General features: G+C 59.7%; 16 protein-coding genes. 3 read left to right on the top strand and 13 right to left on the bottom strand.

Annotated features, from left to right (window positions below):
- The first annotated feature begins 79 nt into the window (after positions 1-79).
- A complete protein-coding gene (locus tag AAE484_RS12310; protein WP_341938697.1) occupies positions 80-307 on the top strand; it encodes a 4-diphosphocytidyl-2C-methyl-D-erythritol kinase in 228 nt (75 codons plus the stop codon).
- Positions 308-385: 78 nt separating this feature from the next.
- On the opposite strand, the gene AAE484_RS12305 is transcribed toward AAE484_RS12310, so the two are convergent.
- The 4 genes from AAE484_RS12305 to AAE484_RS12290 form a co-directional block, all read right to left on the bottom strand.
- A complete protein-coding gene (locus tag AAE484_RS12305; RefSeq protein ID WP_341938696.1) occupies positions 386-643 on the bottom strand; it encodes a DUF4404 family protein in 258 nt (85 codons plus the stop codon).
- A gap of 734 nt (positions 644-1,377) precedes the next feature.
- Positions 1,378-2,775, bottom strand: a complete 1,398-nt coding sequence (locus AAE484_RS12300) for an MATE family efflux transporter (protein ID WP_341938695.1) — start codon at positions 2,773-2,775, stop codon at positions 1,378-1,380.
- 99 nt (positions 2,776-2,874) lie between these two features.
- On the bottom strand, positions 2,875-5,340 hold the full coding sequence (locus AAE484_RS12295) for an ABC transporter permease (RefSeq protein WP_341938694.1): 2,466 nt from the start codon (positions 5,338-5,340) through the stop codon (positions 2,875-2,877).
- A gap of 4 nt (positions 5,341-5,344) precedes the next feature.
- Positions 5,345-6,076 carry an ABC transporter ATP-binding protein gene (locus AAE484_RS12290; protein ID WP_341938693.1) on the bottom strand — a complete coding sequence of 244 codons (732 nt, stop codon included), beginning with the start codon at positions 6,074-6,076 and terminating at the stop codon, positions 5,345-5,347.
- Between the two features lie 234 nt (positions 6,077-6,310).
- Here AAE484_RS12290 and AAE484_RS12285 point away from each other — a divergent pair, with 234 nt between their 5' ends.
- Entirely contained in the window at positions 6,311-6,955 is a 645-nt protein-coding gene (locus AAE484_RS12285; RefSeq protein WP_341938692.1) for an arylesterase, read from the top strand.
- Positions 6,956-6,967: 12 nt separating this feature from the next.
- Here AAE484_RS12285 and AAE484_RS12280 read toward each other — a convergent pair whose 3' ends face one another.
- From AAE484_RS12280 to AAE484_RS12255, 6 genes are all read right to left on the bottom strand, one after another.
- Positions 6,968-8,083, bottom strand: coding sequence for a HupE/UreJ family protein (locus AAE484_RS12280; protein ID WP_341938691.1), 1,116 nt, complete (start codon positions 8,081-8,083; stop codon positions 6,968-6,970).
- Positions 8,083-9,081: a tetratricopeptide repeat protein gene (locus tag AAE484_RS12275; protein WP_341938690.1), complete on the bottom strand. Its 999-nt coding sequence runs from the start codon at positions 9,079-9,081 to the stop codon at positions 8,083-8,085. The genes AAE484_RS12280 and AAE484_RS12275 overlap by 1 nt, the downstream gene beginning before the upstream one ends.
- Positions 9,082-9,230: 149 nt before the next feature.
- Entirely contained in the window at positions 9,231-9,737 is a 507-nt protein-coding gene (locus AAE484_RS12270) for an Ig-like domain-containing protein (RefSeq protein ID WP_341938689.1), read from the bottom strand.
- Between the two features lie 11 nt (positions 9,738-9,748).
- A complete protein-coding gene (locus AAE484_RS12265; protein WP_341938688.1) occupies positions 9,749-11,344 on the bottom strand; it encodes a DUF4331 domain-containing protein in 1,596 nt (531 codons plus the stop codon).
- Between the two features lie 430 nt (positions 11,345-11,774).
- Positions 11,775-12,482: an anti-sigma factor gene (locus tag AAE484_RS12260; RefSeq protein WP_341938687.1), complete on the bottom strand. Its 708-nt coding sequence runs from the start codon at positions 12,480-12,482 to the stop codon at positions 11,775-11,777.
- Positions 12,479-13,024, bottom strand: a complete 546-nt coding sequence (locus tag AAE484_RS12255; RefSeq protein WP_341938686.1) for a sigma-70 family RNA polymerase sigma factor — start codon at positions 13,022-13,024, stop codon at positions 12,479-12,481. The genes AAE484_RS12260 and AAE484_RS12255 overlap by 4 nt, the downstream gene beginning before the upstream one ends.
- 278 nt (positions 13,025-13,302) lie before the next feature.
- On the opposite strand from AAE484_RS12255, the gene AAE484_RS12250 reads away from it, so the two are divergent.
- Complete coding sequence (locus AAE484_RS12250; RefSeq protein ID WP_341938685.1) at positions 13,303-14,880, top strand: TolB family protein; 1,578 nt, start codon at positions 13,303-13,305, stop codon at positions 14,878-14,880.
- Positions 14,881-14,887: 7 nt separating this feature from the next.
- Here AAE484_RS12250 and recJ read toward each other — a convergent pair whose 3' ends face one another.
- The 3 genes from recJ to AAE484_RS12235 all read right to left on the bottom strand — a co-directional run bounded on the left by recJ (position 14,888) and on the right by AAE484_RS12235 (position 19,616).
- Positions 14,888-16,627 carry a single-stranded-DNA-specific exonuclease RecJ gene (recJ, locus tag AAE484_RS12245; protein WP_341938684.1) on the bottom strand — a complete coding sequence of 580 codons (1,740 nt, stop codon included), beginning with the start codon at positions 16,625-16,627 and terminating at the stop codon, positions 14,888-14,890.
- A 263-nt stretch (positions 16,628-16,890) separates the two neighbouring features.
- Positions 16,891-18,288, bottom strand: a complete 1,398-nt coding sequence (gene thrC / locus AAE484_RS12240) for a threonine synthase (protein WP_341938683.1) — start codon at positions 18,286-18,288, stop codon at positions 16,891-16,893.
- 20 nt (positions 18,289-18,308) lie between these two features.
- Positions 18,309-19,616, bottom strand: coding sequence for a homoserine dehydrogenase (locus AAE484_RS12235; protein WP_341938682.1), 1,308 nt, complete (start codon positions 19,614-19,616; stop codon positions 18,309-18,311).
- Between the last annotated feature and the right edge of the window lie 57 nt (positions 19,617-19,673).

The following is a 19,673-nucleotide window of genomic DNA, read 5'->3' as shown; positions in this document are numbered from 1 at the left end:
CATGTACTTATAAAATTTACTTGACACCCGGAATTAATTGTCCAGAATAAAGCTATAAACAAAGCGCCGGAGGCCGCTCATGGAATACCTGAACATCACCCATCCCGATTGGCAAAACATGTGGGATCAGCTCGCCAGTGACCCGCGCAACGGCGGCGACCCGGTCTGCGCCTGTGCCGGACAAGGCTGGGAGTACATGGGCTCGACTGCCGATCACCACCATTTCCGCCACCCCTGCCATCCGGCCACGGAGAAACCGGAGTACAGCTACATAGAGCGGGCTGGCGTGGCATTCGCCTGGGCCTGATTGGTGCCCAGGCGGGAAAGCCTAACGAGAAAGGAAAAACTTGAAGAAAGGATAAAAGTGAGGCGGCGCCCTCTCTGATCAGACGCCGATGTTCTTGAGCGTTTCCAGCAGCTCACGCATGACCGCCGCCGTGCGCGGATGCTCCACCGCCATGTCTTCCACCAGATATTCCAGCGTATCCAGTGTCTCGGGCTCACCGTACTGATCTTTCGTGCCTTTGGGATGCACGTGCATTTCCAGTTGTTGGATCAACCGCTTCTGCTGCTCACTGGGCTCGTCGTCCCCGTACATGTCATGCAACTGGGAGATCAGGTTCTGCGCTCTCTGTTCGGGCATAATCGTTCCTCATACCTGTTAAGTGGTTACCCTGAGTATAACAACGAAAAGACCACTGTGTTTACCAACGTTCTCCAAACCGTAGGGCACGGTAAGCGTCAAGCGCACCTGCCGTCATGTTTTGGTACTTCGCATTGTTGTGCTGCGGGAAGGTATAGCCCAAATGGAGAGGTGTGGGTAGCTTCACGTCCGGCCCGCTCAGGGGTAGGGTCTTCCCGGACACGGCGTGAACCCATGACGTGAATGGATTCACTAATGCCGCGGTGGCATGGATGCCATAGAGCGGCCCCTGGGGCCTCTCCACCAAGATCCTGTTGGTGACGGTCCGGGAAGACCCTACCCCAGATCGGACCTCCGCACCTTGTAGACTCTGCCATACGTGTCTGTAGGGCAGATAAGCGACAGCGCATCTGCCGCAATTTAGTGCCACGTTTCTTGGAACAATCGACCCTGAAGCGGGCCGGACATGATGATGGCGGATGCGCTTACAGCTTATTCGCCCTACGCAGACTTAACGCACACCCGCCGCGATGTTCGGACCTTGTCGCTTAGCTCCCGCCAACGTGATGCCACCCGCCGCGGAGGGAAGGTATACGCCTTTGAGACCGTCACCTGCCTGGACGGCAGGTGATCGAGCCTACAGGGATGTATTTACGGCGTGTCTCAAAGGCGTATACCTTCCCGCAGCACAACAATGCGAAGTACCAAAACATGAAGGCAGGTGCGCTTGACGCTTATCGTGCCCTACTCGCGTATTCTCGACGCTTGGCCTCTCGTGCTTCATAGGCCGCCACACCAAAATGTTCCCACTTGCGTTGGCGCCAGCGCCACCACTTGATCAGCGCCCGTACCGACTCATCGATAATCGCCGCCGTCATCACGCCGTAGATGCCCCACCCCATCGGTATCGTCAGAATATAGGCCAGCGGCACCGAAAACAGCCAGATGACCGCGATGGTGGTATAGGAGATGAAGGCCGCGTCGCCAGTCGAGCGCAGGGCCGCGCCCATGACAATATTCACCGTGCGCGCCGGCTCCGAGAGAAACGCCAGCACAAACACCCAGAGCCCATAGGCCAGAATGGCCGGATCATCGGTATAAATGCCGAGCACAGGCTGGTTAAGCAGCACCCAGAACAGCGCCAACAACCCTGTACCCCAAAGTGCCGCCTTGAGACTCTGGCGCATCTGGCGATCGGCCTCGTCGAACTCCCCGCGCCCGACCCTCTGGGCGATGATCACCTCGGTGGCCATGCTCAGCGCGACCGAGATCATCAGGCAGAACAGAAAGGTGTTGAAGGTATAGACCTTCACCTTCAGCGCCAGATCCCCCACCCCGGCCACAATCCAGTTGAGCACGATCATGTAGATATTGAACGACACCGGCTCCAGGCTGGCAGGCGCGGCAATACGCAGCACCGGTTTGATCAGCGCACGGAATTCTTTCAGGCCCTGGCGGAACGGCAGGCGTAACCCCAAATGCCAATGCACTATGGTGAAAGTGAACACAAAACTGCAGAAGATGGCGACCACGCTGGCCAGGGCGACGCCTTCGACGCCCATGGGCGGCACCCCGAACAGGCCGAAGATCACGATGCTGTTGCCCAGAATATTGCAGCCGAAAAAGATGAAGTTACTGACCGTGTTCCACTTGGGTTCGCCGTAGACGTTCAGAATGGTCTGGTAGGCGGCCCTGAGCCCCCAGATCGCCACCATCCAGCCAATGATGCCCAGATAGACGACCGCGTGGGTTTCCACCGCCTCCGAGAGCGGCATCCAGCCCGCCACCTGGGCGCCACCGGTATTGATCGCCAGCGCCGTCAGCACCGCCAGCCCCAGAATCAGCAGTACGTAGGCCATGATGGTGGCATTGGCGGTCTCATATTTGCCGGCGCCGATCCGCTGGCTGGCAATACTGGAGCCGGCAAAGGCCGTGATCATCAACAGGGTATTGCCGGCAAACACCAGCGGCGAGACGGCTCCCACGGCGGCGGCCGCATCATCGGAAATGCGACTGAGGAAGAACATGTCGGTGAGCGGAATAGTGAAGGTCACCGCCTGATCCACCAACATGGGGGCGCTCATGCCCCAGAGCCCTTTATCCAGAACCCGACTTTTGGGCTGACCCGTCACTCCCCCGCTCCTGTCTCAGACCCCAAACGACAAGCGGGGAGCGCACTGCGCTCCCCGCCAAAACCGGGATTATAAATCATTATGGTCCATCGGACATTATCACGCGGCCTCCCGGAGCACGACCGCGGGCGGTGTATTCACCGCACTGCGGCAGCTCATTGCCCCCAGCAGGCCGACAAAGGCCGCGCCCAGCACCGGCCCCAGCAGCCAGAACAGATAATGCGGGCGAATGGAAATCTGCAGCACAAAGTGTTGCAGGCTCAGTAGCAGCGCCTCGGATCCCACAACGGCAATCACCCCGGCCAGGCCGCCGAGTATGGAGAACTCCGCCCAGATGCTGCCCACCACCAACCGGCGGGGGCTGCCCAGCGCACGCAGGATCCCCACCTCCTGTTTACGGGCATCGAGGCTGGAAGTCACCGCAGCAAATAACACCAGGGCTCCGCCGATCACGGTCAGCGCCAGCACCAGCTGTATGCCCTTGGTGACCTGGGTCACGATGGTACGAATCTGCTCGAACACCCGGTCCAGTTCAATCAGAAGAATCGTGGGATGGGCGCGCATGATCCGGTTGACCAACGGCTTCTGCTCAGCGGGAATATAGGCACTGGTGATGTAGGTCGCGGAAAAATCATCCAGCGCGCCGGGTTCAAAGATGAAGAAGAAGTTGGGATTCATGGACCGCCAGTCCAGGCTACGCAGACTGGACACTTCGGCTTCCAGCGGCAATCCACCAATGGAAAACGCCAGACGATCGCCCAGCTCAATCCCCAGCTCCCCGGCCACGCCCTCTTCGACGGACACACCCGGCAGATCGGAGCCTGACCACTGGTTCCACCACTGGCCGGCCACGATCTCGTTGTCTTCACCCAGCGTATCGGTCCAGGTCAGATTGGCTTCCCGGTTGAGGGCCGCACGACTCTTCTCTTCGCCGTTGATCGTTTTCAGGCGCCCGCGCACCATCGGGTACAGCGGCTGGCGATCGATGGACTCCTCGTCCAGCATCCGCTGCACCGGCGCCACTTCATCCGGCGCCACGTTCACCAGAAAATGGTTGGGGGCGTCGTCCGGCAACTGCATCCGCCAGTCTTCGACCAGCGAAGTACGAACGACCGTCAGGGTAATCAGCAGCATGATCGCGATGGAGAAGATCACCATCTGCACCAGACTGTGACCGCGACGGCGCTGCAGATTGGCCACCGCCAGCCGCCAGACGCTACCCGCGCCGGTGCTCAGACGCCGGCTCAGGGTCAGGAGCAGCCAGCCCAGAGCGCCCGCCACCAGCACCACAACCACCAGTGCCAGCACCACGCTCAGCGCCAGCGTCAGGTCGCGACCAAAGAGCGCCACCAGGAGGGTCACGGCCGCCAGCGCCAACAGGACCTGGAACCAGACCTGCACCTGGGCGACGCCCAGCTCCCGCCGCAGAATTTTCAGCGGGGGCACCGTGGGCAGAAACCAGAGGGCGGGAAAGGCGAAAAACAGCAGGCAGACCAGACCGCTGAACAGACTGAGCCAGTAAGCGAGCCAACCCGGCTGGGCCAGGGTGAGATCAAAAAAGGATTGCAGGCCCAATGCGACCAGCTGCTGCAACCCTTCGCCCAGTAACACGCCGACCATTGACGCCAGGAAAGAGAGAATCAACAACTGGCCGAAATAGATCCGGCGAATGCGACCACGCCCGGCACCGAGACTCTTCATCAGGGCCACCTGGTCCACGTGCCGGTCGGAAAACTGCCGGGCCGCCAGGCCGATGGCTACACCGGCAAGCAGCACGCCCACCACCGCTGCCAGGAGCAGGAACTGTTTGCCGCGATCGAGGGTGCGCGCCAACTGGCGCTGGGAAGACTCGATGTCCACCACCCGCTCGTGCTCGCTCAGCTTCGGCTCCAGCCAGTCCATGAAGCTCTCGATCTCGCCGGAGCGATCGGAGGCGAGCAACCACTGGTAGCTGACCCGGCTGCCGGGTTGCACCACCTCGGTCCGCTCCAGATCGGCGATGTTCATCAACACGCGACCACCGGTCATGAAAATGGAGCTGGCGCCATCGGGCTCGCGCACCAGAATGCGGGTGGCGGTCAACTCATACTCACCCACGCCGATGGTATCGCCCAGCTCGATGTCGAGCAGCGGCAGAATCCGGGCGTCCACCCAGGCTTCGCCCGGCGCCGGGATCCCGTCGGTGACCCGGGCCGAATCGGTCGTCCAGGCCTGATCACTGACTTCGAGCTCACCGCGCAGCGGATAGCCCTCGGCCACCGCTTTGACCGACGCCAGGGTCATGGGGTCGCCGGCGTACACCATGGAGGAGAACTCCACCAACCGACTCTGCTGCAGGCCGCGCTCTCGCGCTTCGTCCGCCCACTCTTGCGAGTGTTGCTGCTGGCTGCGCACCACCCGGTCAGCCCCCAGCAAGTTGTTGCTCTGCTGCACCAGGGTGGTATCGAGACGATCGGTAAAAATGGCAATGGCGCTGACCACCATCACCGCCATCACCAGCGCCACACTCAACAGCCGTACTTCACCACTGCGCCAATTGCGCCAGAGTAATCTCGCGGACAGCATTGGCTCAGGCCTCCTGCGGGTTGTGCTCAGAGGCGAGCGCGGGGTTGTGCTCAGCGTTCCGTTCGGGCTCCAGGGCCCCGGCCACCAGGTGCACCCGACGACCGCAGCGCTGCGCCAGCCGTTCCTCGTGAGTAATCAGGATCAGGGTGGTGCCCTGCTCGCGATTCAGATCAAAGAGCAGGTCGATGATGGTGGCGCCGGTGTGAATGTCCAGATTGCCGGTGGGCTCGTCCGCAAACAGCACGCGCGGCTGGCTGGCAAAGGCGCGGGCGATGGCCACGCGCTGCTGTTCGCCACCGGAGAGCTGCTGTGGGTAGTGGGTCAGGCGCTCGGCGAGCCCCACCCGCTTGAGGTAGTCGGTCGCCAGGGAGCGCGCCTCGCGCGAGCCGTGCAGTTCCAGCGGCAACATGACATTTTCCAGCGCGGTCAGGCCCGGCAACAGCTGGAATGACTGAAACACAAACCCCACGGACTCGGCCCGCACCCGCGCCCGGCCCTCTTCATCGAGCCGGGTGAGAGACTCCCCGCAGAGCTCGACTTCGCCAAAGCTGGGCAGATCCAGACCCGCCAGAATGCCCAGAAGAGTCGACTTGCCGGAGCCGGAAGGGCCAGTGATCGCCAGGCTTTCGCCCGAAGCCACATTCAGTGAGATGCGCTGCAGTATGGTCAGCTCACCCTCGGCGGTCGTGACCACCTTGCCGACTTCAGTGGCTGTTACGAGTGGGGTTGGCGTCATCGAAAGCTCCAGGGGGTTATTGTTCGGTCACATTGGTCAAATCGGTGGGCGGAGCCCACCCTACGGTGGACGAACCGCCCGTAGGGTGGGCTCCGCCCACCAACAATCCGAGGCGCTATTGCACTCTGTGCGCGCCCCGCTGTCAAAATGGTTCACAATTCTTTACGGTGGCCTCTGGTGAGGCGATCAACGTATCACTACTATACGGACTCAAACTTCCAGGAATCAGACTCCATGCCCTATCGTTTCTTCCAACGCCTGATTCATTGCAGCCTGTTGCTGTGCCTGCTCGTTCTGGCGCCATTGAGTGCCGCAGACGAGCCTCCCTCCCTTCTGGTGCTGGGCGACAGCCTGAGCGCCGCCTACGGCATCGATGAAAGCGAGGGATGGGTGCAACTGATGGCGGAAAAGCTGGAAGCGGAAGGTTACCCCCATCGGGTGATCAACGCCAGTGTCAGTGGCGAAACCAGTGAAGGTGGCCTGAACCGCCTGCCGAAATTGCTGAAACGCCATCAGCCCGAGTGGGTGCTGCTCGAGCTGGGTGGCAACGATGGCCTGCGCGGTTACCCGCTCAGCCAGCTCGAGGAGAACCTGACCCGGGCCATCGAGCGCATTCGCGCCTCCGGTGCCAGGGTGATTCTGCTGGGCATGCAGATACCGCCCAACTACGGTTCCCGCTACGCGGGCCAGTTTGCCGACCTTTTCCCGACCCTGGCGGAGGATCTGGACCTGCCCTTTGTGACGTTCATGCTCGAGGGCATCGCCACCAACGACCAGTACATGCAGGGCGATGGCATTCATCCGAATGCCAAGGCGCAACCTCTGATCCTGGATAACGTCTGGCCCGGCCTGCAAGCCGAACTGAAAGCGGCAGAGTGAATCAAAAACCCGCTAAATTCGAGTAATCACCCAATAGATGGCCAGGGCGGCAATCAATATGGAGACAGCCGGTACGAGAATGCGTCTGAACCAGAGGTAGTGACGCAAGAGCATGAGACAGGGTAGCAACACCAGTACGATCGCCAATTGGCCGATCTCAACGCCCAGGTTGAACGCCAGCACCGTGGGCAGCACCTGGTCGGCGGGAACACCAAGTTCGCCCAGCACGCCGGCAAAGCCAAAGCCGTGGATCAGGCCGAACGCAAATGTAATTCCAGACAGCTGGGTAACCACCGGAAAGACATTGTTCAGCGCCGCCAATGCCACCGACAGAGCAATGGCCACCTCCACCCAGCGGCTGGACGGTTGGACCCAGCCCAGGGCGGTGGCGGTGAGCGTCACCGAGTGGGCCAGGGTAAAGGCGGTCACGATCCAGACGGCATTGGTCACAATCCGGCGCACACTCACTTCCGCCTGCCAGTGTCCCGAGGCACGCATCAGCACAGAGGTCAGCAACAGCGACACCAGAAACAGAATGTGATCCAGACCGATCCAGATGTGAATGATGCCCTCTTTGACAAAGTCCTTGATGGTCAACATCAGGCTCCCCTCGCCTCCTCCGAGAATCAGCTCCTGCTGATTGCGATCCATTACCCGGTGGCTACTTCCTGTGTCGCTCGAGCCCGGTTCATCCGAGCGAAAGTTCACCAGTAGTTTGTGCTCGGGCTGTTGGTCATAAAACGCCTGGTAAGTCAGTGTCAGGTCACCACTGAGCGGGCACTGCGCCTGAAGTGGTGTTATCAAATAGGCTTCGCCGTAGTGCTCATCCACCTTCCAGGGACCCGCGAAAGACAGGTTGCAAGGCCGGTCATCCCGCCGCAGGTTGATCCGGCTCTTCAGGTAGGTCTCCAGGCTCTCGGCATTGTCCAGGACCTCGCCCCACAACAGCTCGCCATCGCGATTGGTATCCAGTCCCACCGCCCGTTCCAGATCGTAGAGTCGGGATTGCAGGTCGAGCTGAACCTTGCCAGTGGCATCAAGCTCGCCACTCAGGTAGGCCGTACTCAGCTGATGGGCCTGGGTCGATAATGAAAAGACACCCAACAGAATCAGTAGATAAAAACGCATCAGTGAGCCTCCTCTTTGCTTTTATTCTTCTCCACACGGCGGCGGGCTTCCTGTAGCAGTTGCCGATCACTGTACTCCCGGGCCGTTTCCCAATTCACTTCGGCCCAGTGAAGCGCTTTTTCGGGCTGTGGGTCGAGCTCAAGGTAATAACGTGTCAGATCTGAAGCGTGATGGGTATCCTGGCGCTGCAATCGCAACGCCATGCGCCCTTCAACGTAGTTCTGCCAACGATCACCCTCGGTTGCCTGCTCGGCAATCGCCAGGCGCAGGGCCAGTGCATCGTCGATATTGGGCGCGGCGGTGACCACAGGCTCCAGTTCCTCGATGATCCGATGATGGTTTCCCAGCGCCGATTGCACCTCGGACCATTGCAGCAGGTAGTTGACGCTGGCGTTGTCAAGATGCCGGTCGAGCCACGACTGGGCTTCCTCGAACTGATTCAGGCGCAACGCCATGTCGGCAAGGATCTGGGCAATCCAGGGGCCGCGCTCGTCCTCGGGCAACCCTCCGCGCCGCACCAGCTGCTGCAAACTCTGGTAGCTACTGTCCAACGACTGGCGGTAGCCCGCCACTTCCAGGGCACAGGCGCTGGCGGTCACCAGATCGGTATTGCCTAACAATGCGATACAGTGGCCGTGCGCCCGATCGGGGAGACCTTGTATCAGATAAATACGGGCGGCGAGAAGACGTGCTTCCACATTGCCCGGTTGCGCGCTGAACACCCGATCCAGAGCGGAAAGCGCCGCGTCAAAATCATGGTGATGCTGCTGTACTTTTGCCCACAATAACCAGACTTCCGGGTTATCGGTTTGGGCCTCGACCGGAACCTCCAACAGGGTTCTCGCCCGATCGTAAAAATGGCTGTAGCCGGGTTTGGCGGCCAGCTCAATCGCCTGACGGGCACGCGTTAACAGCGACCGCGGATCATCTACCCACAGTGCTTTCGCATCCCTCGACGAATCGGTTTGTTTCTGTTCAGTGGGTTCCCATTTTGCCACCAATGTGGCTCGGGATTCGGGAATAATGGGTTCGGCGTGCACCACACAACACCAACCCAGCATTGTTGCTAAAAATATCCGGATGCTCATGAGGTATACCCAATTATTTTTTTGTGAAAATCGCCATCCCTGGCATCACCGTTCAAGGATTATTGTGTAAGCAGATCGTCATACGCATTGGTCTCAGCCACATCCTGGATAAATACCCGACCGTTTACTGGCAGGGGTTCATCCGTTGGCATTTGTCCAAAAGCCTGACGACTGTAAGTGCTGAACGATACTTCCAACGGTTCAATCACAAATTCCACATTCGCAAGATTGGAATCGCGATCACCATCAGAGGCCCGGAAGCTGAATGAATCATTGCCAGTGAAATTGGCACCGGGCTGATAGCTGAATGAGCCGTCTGCTTCTAGCATCACCGAACCATTCTCCGGTTCGTCCACCACGGCGAAAGTAACAGGGTCACCCTCTGGATCTTCGGCGTTGAGCGTACCGGTTACCTCGGTATCAGTCTGGGTGGTAAAACTGGCATCACTGGCAGTCGGCCCCTGATTCAGATCGGGAGTGGTCTTGCCACCCTTGCCACTACTGCCACCGCAGCCGACCATGATCAGCGTTAGCGCTGTAATTGATACTGTTGCGTAAGTTTTCATACCAGTCTCCTTTACTCAGAACCGGGAATCGGTTCTGCCAGATAAGGGAAAGACACCTTCATCATGCTGGCATCCACGGGCGCGCCGTCGGTAAAGGGCACTTCACCGGTATTGGCGTCTTCAGGCGCACACAGCCCCAGATCTGTTTGCTCACCACTAACCGGAATCGGGTAGCACAGGCGACCCATCATGACGCGCAGCGCGACATCCACCACATCGTCACCTGGGCGGCGACCGTTGGGGAAACCGGCCAGGTCATTACCGACCACACCAAAGGGCGACTGTTCAGCGGCCGACGTCGCAGGTATACCAGTGTTCAGGCGCATCATCTCGGAGGGGGTCACTGTCGCCAACTGGTTAACACCCTCGAAGCCGGTCAGGAAGGTGGTAATCAAGTCATTACGCGGGAAATTGGTCGGAGCCAGGGTTTCCATGTTGGTGCCCAGAGTCGAGTTGACGGCATCCTTGAACAGGATGTTCAGCAGCTCGGGGAACGACGGGTGACTGACATAGTCCAGGAACTGACCATCGTCAGAGGGGTGGGCGCTGGAAAAACGGTCTTTGTCTTTCAGACCAATCACCACCTCATTCACCAGGGGGTTGCCCAGGCGCGACACCTGAGTCAAGGCGCCACCATTCACTTCAGTGTTATTGAACTCCGCCTGCGGGTTCAAAATACGAGCCTGAGGCAGGCTGGCGGTAGTCCAGGTACCGATGGTGCCATTGCCATCGCCAGTGACACAGCTTTTGGGAATTTCCAGCGCAAGCGCGGTGACATTTTTGTCCCTCAGGTCATCATTGCTTGAGTCCTGGGTAATGCCGCCGGGAAAGCCCTCGCCGTCACCATTGCCACGCTCGCTGTCGCCTTCGATGGGGACATAGTTGACCAGGTCAAAGGTATTGCCCAGATTCACCGCAAAGGGATCGCTGCGCTGGCCGACAAATACCCGGCCATTGGTGTCACAGCCGGGAATGGCGATTTCATGGATAAAGCTGTTGGCGTACTCCGCATAACCCTCGCGGGAACCGAAGCTTTTGGTGCCAATGAAATCCAGTGGCTTGCTGAAGGTGGTGCCGCCCATAGTGGCATCCTGCACCTCCATACCCATGCCCGAACGCTGCTCGCCCTCAACCAGAGTCAGCTCGTAGGTTTCGAAAAAATTCACGGCTGACATGTCACCGGCCGAAATCCCGCCAACGTTCTTCAGCGGGACTGCGACGGATCGCGTATTGCCGTCCGGGCCCACGGTCAGCTTGACGCCTTCACCGTCTTCACCGGGCAGCGAGTGCTGAAAACGGAATTGGTAGGTAAGGTCCTCGACCGCATCACCATCATTGTCGATATGGATGCTATAAACCGCCCCGGGATCCAGAGCGAAATAGTTGGGACCGCCGTAGGCATCCTGCAGGGGCAGGTAGTTGGCAATCAGCGTCACGTACTCACCTCGACCCTCTTCATAGCTGTTGAAAGCGTAGAAGTCGGTGGAGTCAACGGTGGGCATACGAGTAATGGCGGGCGCTTCGCGGTGGCTGGAAGCCATTGTTCCAGTGGCCACCATACCGGTGCACAGAGTGCCGATAACGAATGATAGATATTTGGTTTTCATAGCCTTTCGCTTCCTGTTTTAGGTTATATGAACAAGCCTGACGATGAGTGAATCATCAAGTGTCATTAAGCAAACGTGTGAAATCCTGTTCTGGATTCAAGATTTCGGATTATTGCTTATACTTTTTTAGATTGTAAAATATTCTTTGAGATCAGAACGAAATAAGCTGGATGTCGATTTTCCATATGAACCTCCTTTGGATGGAGCGTGTCAAACTTACAATATGTCCTGTTCAACGGCTCAATCACTAGCGCTCATCCCGGCATTATTGCCGGATTGGTACACCGAATTGCCACAAGGCGTGGAATTCAGGATGAGACTCTAAAAAATAAGCCAAGGGAGGTGAGTTGTCTGTGTGATGGCACACTAAGGAAAGGGAGAGGGGCTGGATCCACAAAGCGAAGATCTCACGCCCCTCTTTCATGCGACTCTAAATATTGACCGGCTCTGCGGTGTACAGTACTTCGGTAGGTTGTCCCGTAGGTGAGCCGCCCAAAGGCTCCAGGCTGACCGCCAAAGCGGCGACATCGACCTGATCAAGCAGCGCATTGCGCGGCAAATGCGCCTCGCCCTGCTTGGGCAGAAGCCCCAGCGATACCGGCGCCCGTCCATCGGCCGCGACCAACCACAGCTCGTAATCCCGGTCCGCTCTGGGCGAGAGCCGCTCGGTGGCGCGCACGCGAAGGCGCTGATCCTCGACCTCAACCAGCCATAGAGGTTGAGCCTCTTCGCTTTGAATCACCGCCAGTCGCTCAGGCACGCCGGTCGTGGGTGCCAGCGGCTGCCACACCACGAGCACCGCCAGTATGACCGCCGCAGCGGTCGACAGGCCCGCGAGCCACTGCCAGTGGCGGGCGCCGCGCTTCGATGGCAGGCTGACGACTTTGTCCGACTTCGGGAGCGGTTGGTCGATACCGACCCGGGCCTTGATGCGCTCCCAGACCTGGGGGTCAAGTGACTGAGACGGCAGGCTTCCACCGAGCTCGTTCAGGCCACGCTCCCAGCGCCACACGGTTTGCCGGATGAGATCGTGCTCCATCATCAAAGTCTGAAAGCGCACACGCGCCGCACCCTGCAGGGTGCCCAATACATATTCGGCCGCCAGAGCATTCCGGCGTTCTTCAGTCAGGTAATTCATGCTTCAAGGCACCTCTTCAAACGTTCCAGACCCCGGCGAATCCAGGTTTTGACCGATCCCAGAGGGGATGCCAACCGCTCGCACACCTCAAAGTGGGTCAACCCCAGAAAATACGCCATATGGATGGCCTGGCGCTGAGAGCCCTCGAGTCCATCCATACAATGGTCAATTTCGACCCGCTCGCGCTGTTGGTACAGATTCAGCTCCGGAGTCTGACCATCCTCGCGCTCGGGGGCCTGATCTTCGCTGGTCTCGCGTCGGCTCTTGGCGGCCCGCAGCATATCCAGCGCCCGGTAACGGGCAATACTGATCATCCAGGTCAGTACGGTGCCCTTCTCGGCCTGATATTCGCCGGCGTTGTGCCATATGCGTACAAACGCCTCCTGGACAACGTCCTCGGCCCAGTCCCGGCGCTGCAACATCTGTAAACTGACGGCGTACAGCCGGCCAGCCGTCGCCTCATACAGCTGGGCGAACGCTTTCTGGTCGCCCTGGGCCGTGCGACTCAGTAAACTCAGGTACTGATTGCGCGATTCATCCATAGGTCTTGGTCTCAGTCTTTTTGGGTTATTAAAGATAGTTCAGGGTCCTATAGTAGACTAAACGGGTGACGTGGGGGTTTGGATTCAGCTGTTCTGCATTTATTTTTACTCAGGGGCATAAAACCAACGCAATGTGCATGTATATCGCCCATGTAAAACCGGAAATACCAATTGCCTGAATCTCGACTACGCTATGGAGTGATTAGTCAGGGTTTCCTTTATATTATTGCGAATATAAATTTGGGCACCAATCAAAAAATGGCAATGGAGACTACCCAATGAGAAAAATAACCGGCCAATCCAGTACCGCAATTTTGACACTCGCCGCACTGCTGGCGATCTGCAGCCTGAGCACCGCCGCCGAGCCCGTGGGCCAGTTCGACCAGAACGCCGATATCGGCCCGGTCCGGCAGGCGGGCGGCCTGGAGTACCAGCCGGCCACCCAGCAGTACATCATGTCAGGCTCGGGTGCCAATATGTGGTTTACCGAGGACGAGCTGCACTACGCCTGGAATGAGATGGAGGGCGACTTTATCGTGCGCGCCCGGGTGGCGTTTATCGGTGAAGGCGCCAATCCGCACCGCAAGGCGGGCTGGCACGTGCGCGAAAGCCTTGCGCCGGATGCGGCCAATGTCCACGCCACGGTGCACGGCGATGGCCTGACGGCGCTACAGTTTCGTCCCGCCGAAGGCGCTGACACTGAAGAATACCGGCTTAAGGTCCAGGGGCCGGACGTCATTCAGCTGGAACGCCGGAGCGACACCTTCATCATGTCGGCCGCGAAATTTGGCGAACCCTTCCAGGTCACCCAGGTATCGCACCTGGATTTTTCCGATAAGGTCCATGTGGGCCTGGCGCTCACCTCGCACGAGGCCGAGGAGGTCGAGAGCGCAACCTTCTCCAATGTGCGCATCATCCGACCGGCGGCAGACGATTTTGTGCCCTATCAGGACTATATCGGCAGCAATCTGGAAGTCATGGACATGGCGAGCGGAAACCGGCGCATCATCCACCGTTCGCCGGTTTCGCTCCAGGCCCCGAACTGGACCCACGACGGCCAATACCTGATCTACAACTCCGAGGGATTACTGTACAAGTTCGACCTGGAAACCGGCCGCGAGAGCGAGTTGAATACCGGTTTCGCCGATCAGAACAACAATGACCACGTACTGTCCTGGGATGGCGAGGAGATCGCCATCAGCCATCATGCCGAGTCCGAAGAGGGTCGCTCGACGATCTACACCCTGCCCCTGACCGGCAGCGACGAGCCCCGCCGGGTCACTCGCAAGGGCGCGGGGCATTCGTACCTGCACGGCTACTCGCCCGACGACACGACGCTGGTGTTTACCGGCAACCGCAAGGGCAAGTACGACATCTACACCGTCGACATCGCGACCGGCGAGGAAACCCAGCTTACCGACACCGCAACACTTGATGACGGGCCCGAGTACAGCCCGGACGGACAGCACATTTATTTCAACTCAAACCGCACCGGCACCATGCAGCTGTGGCGCATGAACGCCGACGGCTCCAATGAGGTCCAGCTGACCTTCGACCGGTACAACGACTGGTTCCCGCACATCTCGCCCGACGGCCAGAGCATCGTGTTTCTGTCCTACCGCGACGATGTCGACTCCAGCGATCATCCCTTCTACCGCCACGTTTACCTGCGGCAGATGCCCATTGATGGCGGTGAACCGACCATCGTCGCCTACGTCTACGGCGGCCAGGGCACCATCAACGTGCCCAGCTGGTCGCCGGATGGAAAGAAAATCGCGTTTATCAGTAACACCAAGTGGCCGGATGGCCCTAAGCGCGACTCTGCAAAGTCGACAAAGAAAAAACCGATTGACTGATTTGGCGCTATACCGCCTCCAGATACTCGACAATCAGCTGCACGGTCTGCCGGCCCCGGAATTCATTGACGTCCAGCCGGTAGGCCAGGTGCACCCGGTCGGCACTGGGGTTGGGCCAGAGTTCCGGGTCGATGTTGAAGGCGATGGCATCCACCAACTGTTGACCCGCCTCATCCACCGCCAGCGTCATCTTGAGATGTTTTTCACCCACCAGCCGCTGTTGCACCAGGCGAAACTCGCCATCGAACAGCGGCTCGGGAAAATGCTGCCCCCAGGGACCCGCATTACGCAGCAGCGTGGCCAGGTCCATGTTGACTTCCCGGGGCTCGAGCGCGCCGTCGCTGATCAGCAGCGGCTGTAAATCTTCCGGCTTCAACTGCCGGCGCACTTCTTCATCAAACGCTTTCTGGAAATCCGCAAACCGGTCACCGGACAGGGTCATACCCGCCGCCATGGCGTGGCCGCCAAATTTGTTGAGCAGATCCGGGTGGCGCGCCGCCACCGCATCCAGGGTATCGCGAATGTGCAGGCCGGGAATGGAGCGGGCCGAGCCCTTGATTTCGCCCTCCCCGGCATCGGCGAAGACAATCACCGGGCGGTGAAAACGGTCCTTGATGCGCGAGGCGAGAATGCCGATCACCCCCTGGTGCCAGCCGCCATCGTACAGGCACAGCCCCCAGGGCAATTCCTCTTGCGCTTCGTTGAGCTGCAGTTTGCCCAGCATGGTCATGGCTTCGCGCTGCATGCCGCTTTCGATGGCCTTGCGGTCGCGGTTCAGTTCGTCGAGCGACAGCGCCATTTCCCGCGCCAGTGGCTCGCTTTCGCACATCAGGCATTGGATACCCAGAGACATGTCATCCAGGCGCCCAGCGGCGTTCAGGCGCGGCCCGATGGCAAAGCCCAGGTCGCTCGCCACCAACCGGTGCATGGCCCGGCCGGCCACGTCCAGCAACGCCATGATGCCGGGGCGGGCGACGCCGGCGCGGATGCGCTGCAGGCCCTGCGAGACCAGAATGCGGTTGTTGTGATCGAGCGGCACCACGTCCGCAACGGTACCGAGGGCCACCAGGTCGAGGAACTCGGCCATTTTGGGCTCTTTGCGACCCTCGGTGAACCAGCCGCGCTGCCGCAGTTCGGCGCGCAGGGCGTTCATGACGTAGAAGATCACGCCCACGCCGGCGAGGTTTTTACTGGGAAATTCGCAGCCGGGCTGGTTGGGATTGACGATGGCGTCCGCTTCCGGCAAATATTCGGCGGGCAGGTGGTGGTCGGTGACCACGACGGCGATGCCTTTTTCCCGCGCGGCGCGTACGCCCTCGATGCTGGAGATGCCGTTGTCGACGGTGACGATCAGGTCGGGCCCCATGGCGGCGGCGACTTCGACGATTTCGGGGGTCAGGCCGTAGCCGAATTCGAAGCGGTTGGGCACGAGGAAGTCGACGGAGGCCAGTCCCATGGATTGCAGTGCGAGTACGGCCAGGGCGCAGCTGGTGGCCCCGTCGGCGTCGAAGTCGCCGAGTATGAGGATGTTGGCCTGGGCTTCGACGGCGTCGGCCAGTATGGGAACGGCGGCGTCGAGGCCTTTGAAGTTGGGTTTTTGCAGTAGTTTCAGGGAGTGTTGCAGTTCGTCGGCCCGGGTGACGCCGCGCAGGCGGTAGAGTCGGTCCAGCAGTGGTGGCAGGTCGGTTGCCAGGGGTTCTTGTGGGGCGGTGGCTGGTGGTGTGCGGCGGAGGATGGTTTTTTGCATAGGGGTCGGCTTTGAGTTTTCGGAGCGAAGGAATCTTGGGTGCAGTCGGTTAGTAAGTTCAGCGGTTACGGGGGACTTCCTTTTGGCATCACGTCCGGACCGCTTCGGGGTGGACTGTTCCAAGACACGTGGCAAGTACGTCCCTGTAACTCGTCAACACTAGTCCCGCGGTTGACGGTCTTGGAACAGTCCACCCCAAATCGGTCCTTTGTGCGTTGTAGCGCCAACCTTCCCTCCATCTTGGTTGGAGGGAGGGGTTGGGGTTACGCCCTCAGGTTTTTGGCAATGTACTTCTGAACGGTTTCGATCTCTTTGGGGAGTACTTCGAAGCGTTCTTCGCGTTGGAACAGGTCGGCCATGTGGTGGGGCAGTTCCGGGTCGGTGCCCTGCCCGGCTTTGCGGACGGCTTCGGGGAATTTCGCCGGGTGTGCGGTGGCCAGGCAGATCATCGGGATGTCTTTGCGCCGGCGCGTCTGGCGCGCGGCTTCCAAACCGATGGCAGTGTGTGGGTCGAGCAGGTATTCGCAGCGATCGAAGACTTCGCGGATGACTTCGAGGGTCACGTCGTCGTCGACTTTGTGGCTGCTGAACAGTTCGCGTGCCCGCTCCAGTGCTTTTTCGTCCAGGTGCATGGCGCCGGATTTGAAGTCTTCCATCAGGCCGCGGATTTTGTCGCCATCCCGGTCGTAGAGGTCGAACAGCATCCGCTCGAAGTTGCTCGAGACCATGATGTCCATGCTGGGCGAGAGGGTGTGTTTGAGTTCGCTTTTGCTGTGGTCGTTGCCACTCAAGCAGCGGTGCAGGATGTCGTTGCTGTTGGTGGCGATGACCAGCTGGTCGATGGGCAGGCCCATGCGTTTGGCGAGGTAGCCGGCGAAGATGTCGCCGAAGTTACCGGTGGGCACGGAGAAGGAGACCGGCCGGGCGGGCGCGCCGAGGGCGAGGCCTGCGTAGAAGTAATAGACGATCTGGGCCATGATCCGTGCCCAGTTGATGGAGTTGACCGCGACCAGTTGCCGGTCTTCGGGCAGGAAGGACTGGTCGCCGAAGCTGGCTTTGACCATGTTCTGACAGTCGTCGAAGTTGCCTTCCAGGGCAATGTTGTGCACGTTGTCTTCGAGCACGGTGGTCATCTGTTTGCGCTGGACGTCGGAGACCCGGTTGTGTGGGTGCAGGATGTAGATGTCGATGTTGTCGCAGCGGCGGCAACCTTCGATGGCGGCGGAGCCGGTGTCGCCGGAGGTGGCGCCCATGACGACGACTTTCTGCTGGCGTTTTTTCAGCAGGTGGTCGAGCAGGTGTCCGAGGAACTGCAGGGCGAAGTCTTTGAATGCCAGGGTGGGTCCCTGGAAGAGTTCGAGGATCCATTCGTTATGATCGGTCTGCACGAGGGGTGCGACGGCCTGGTGTCTGAAGGTGCTGTAGGCTTCGGCGATGATCTGTTTGAGTTCGTCGTCGGAGACGGCACCATCCACGAATGGGGCCATGATTTTGAAGGCCAGTTCCTGGTAGGAGAGTTCGGACCAGGAGGCGATTTCTTCCCGGCTGAATTCGGGCAGGGTTTCGGGGACGTACAGACCACCATCGGGCGCGAGGCCGGTGAGGACGACGTCTTCGAAGTTCAGTGCGGGGGCCTGGCCCCGGGTGCTGATATATTTCACTTTTTTTACCTGCTTCTATTTTACTTCAGCGGCTCTACGCGAATCCGGGTGATTGGGCCGGTGATGGAGCTCAGGGATTCGATTTTGATGATCGCCTCTACCAGCTGTTTTTCCACCGCGCGGTTGGTCAGCAGGATGAGCGGGACGATTTCTTCTTCGTCGGCCGCTTCTTTCTGGATCAACGCTTCGATGCTGATGCCCGAGTCGCTGAGGATCTGGGCTACCTGGGACAGGACGCCCGGTTTGTCGAGGGCGGACATGCGCAGGTAGTAGGCGGTTTCCACTTCCTCGATCGGGACGATTTCCAGGTTGTCGCGCAGCCGTTCCTGTTTGAAGCCCAGGTAGGGAACCCGGTGCTCGGGGTTGGCTGTGAGGGTACGGGCGACGTCGATGATGTCGGCCAGTACCGCCGAGGCGGTGGGTTCGGCGCCGGCGCCGGCGCCGTAGTAGAGGGTCGGGCCGACGGCGTCGCCTTTGACCAGTACGGCGTTCATGACGCCGTCGACGTTGGCGATCAGCCGACGCCGGGGGATCAGTGTGGGGTGCACGCGCAGCTCAATGCCTTTGGAGACCCGCTGGGCGATGCCCAGGTGTTTGATCGAGTAACCCAGTTCGTGTGCGTAGGCGACGTCCTGGGGGGCGATGCGGCTAATGCCTTCGGTGAAGACTTTGTCGAACTGCAGGGGGATGCCGAAGGCGATGGAGGCCAGGATCACCAGTTTATGCGCGGCGTCGATGCCTTCCACGTCAAAAGTAGGGTCGGCTTCGGCGTAGCCCAGCTCCTGGGCTTCTTCCAGCACTTCGGAGAAGCCGCGACCCTTGTCGCGCATTTCGGTGAGGATGAAGTTGCCGGTGCCGTTGATGATGCCCGCGAGCCATTCGATCCGGTTGGCCGAGAGGCCTTCGCGGATGGCTTTGATGATGGGGATACCGCCCGCTACGGCCGCTTCAAACGCGACAGTGACGCCTTTTTCATTGGCGGCGGCGAAGATTTCGTTGCCGTGCTCGGCGATCAGGGCCTTGTTGGCGGTGACCACGTGCTTGCCGTTTTCAATCGCGGTCAAAATCAGCTCGCGCGCGTCGTCGATGCCACCAATCAGCTCGACCAGGATATCGATGTCGGGGTTTTTCGCGACTTCGAAGATATCTTTGGTGACGTTCAGCTCGGTGATATCGCAGTCGACATCGTTGCGTCGACACGCCACCTGGCCAATGACCAGATCGCTGCCAGCGCGGGCGTTGATGACTTTGCTATTGCGCGTCAGCACGTTGACCGTGCCGCTGCCTACCGTGCCGAGCCCACAGATGCCTATTTTGACCGGTTTCAAGCTCTTCTCCCCTGCTGTTAATAGGTTCGCCCGCCTGGGGGTTCGAGAACGAATCCT

Origin of the sequence: Marinimicrobium sp. C2-29 (genome assembly GCF_038419845.1) — a bacterium.
Classification (GTDB): domain Bacteria; phylum Pseudomonadota; class Gammaproteobacteria; order Pseudomonadales; family Cellvibrionaceae; genus Marinimicrobium.
The sequence above is the reverse complement of the archived record's forward strand: the minus strand, read 5'-3'. Positions and strand labels throughout refer to the sequence as shown.

Bases quoted from the DNA above. Each gene is read 5' to 3' on its own strand.
- AAE484_RS12280 (WP_341938691.1), bottom strand. From the start codon at position 8,083: ATGCGTTTTTATCTACTGATTCTGTTGGGTGTCTTTTCATTATCGACC.
- AAE484_RS12290 (WP_341938693.1), bottom strand. From the start codon at position 6,076: ATGACGCCAACCCCACTCGTAACAGCCACTGAAGTCGGCAAGGTGGTC.
- AAE484_RS12285 (WP_341938692.1), top strand. From the start codon at position 6,311: ATGCCCTATCGTTTCTTCCAACGCCTGATTCATTGCAGCCTGTTGCTG.
- AAE484_RS12270 (WP_341938689.1), bottom strand. From the start codon at position 9,737: ATGAAAACTTACGCAACAGTATCAATTACAGCGCTAACGCTGATCATG.
- AAE484_RS12250 (WP_341938685.1), top strand. From the start codon at position 13,303: ATGAGAAAAATAACCGGCCAATCCAGTACCGCAATTTTGACACTCGCC.
- AAE484_RS12265 (WP_341938688.1), bottom strand. From the start codon at position 11,344: ATGAAAACCAAATATCTATCATTCGTTATCGGCACTCTGTGCACCGGT.
- recJ (WP_341938684.1), bottom strand. From the start codon at position 16,627: ATGCAAAAAACCATCCTCCGCCGCACACCACCAGCCACCGCCCCACAA.
- AAE484_RS12255 (WP_341938686.1), bottom strand. From the start codon at position 13,024: ATGGATGAATCGCGCAATCAGTACCTGAGTTTACTGAGTCGCACGGCC.
- AAE484_RS12305 (WP_341938696.1), bottom strand. From the start codon at position 643: ATGCCCGAACAGAGAGCGCAGAACCTGATCTCCCAGTTGCATGACATG.
- AAE484_RS12310 (WP_341938697.1), top strand. From the start codon at position 80: ATGGAATACCTGAACATCACCCATCCCGATTGGCAAAACATGTGGGAT.
- AAE484_RS12260 (WP_341938687.1), bottom strand. From the start codon at position 12,482: ATGAATTACCTGACTGAAGAACGCCGGAATGCTCTGGCGGCCGAATAT.
- AAE484_RS12295 (WP_341938694.1), bottom strand. From the start codon at position 5,340: ATGCTGTCCGCGAGATTACTCTGGCGCAATTGGCGCAGTGGTGAAGTA.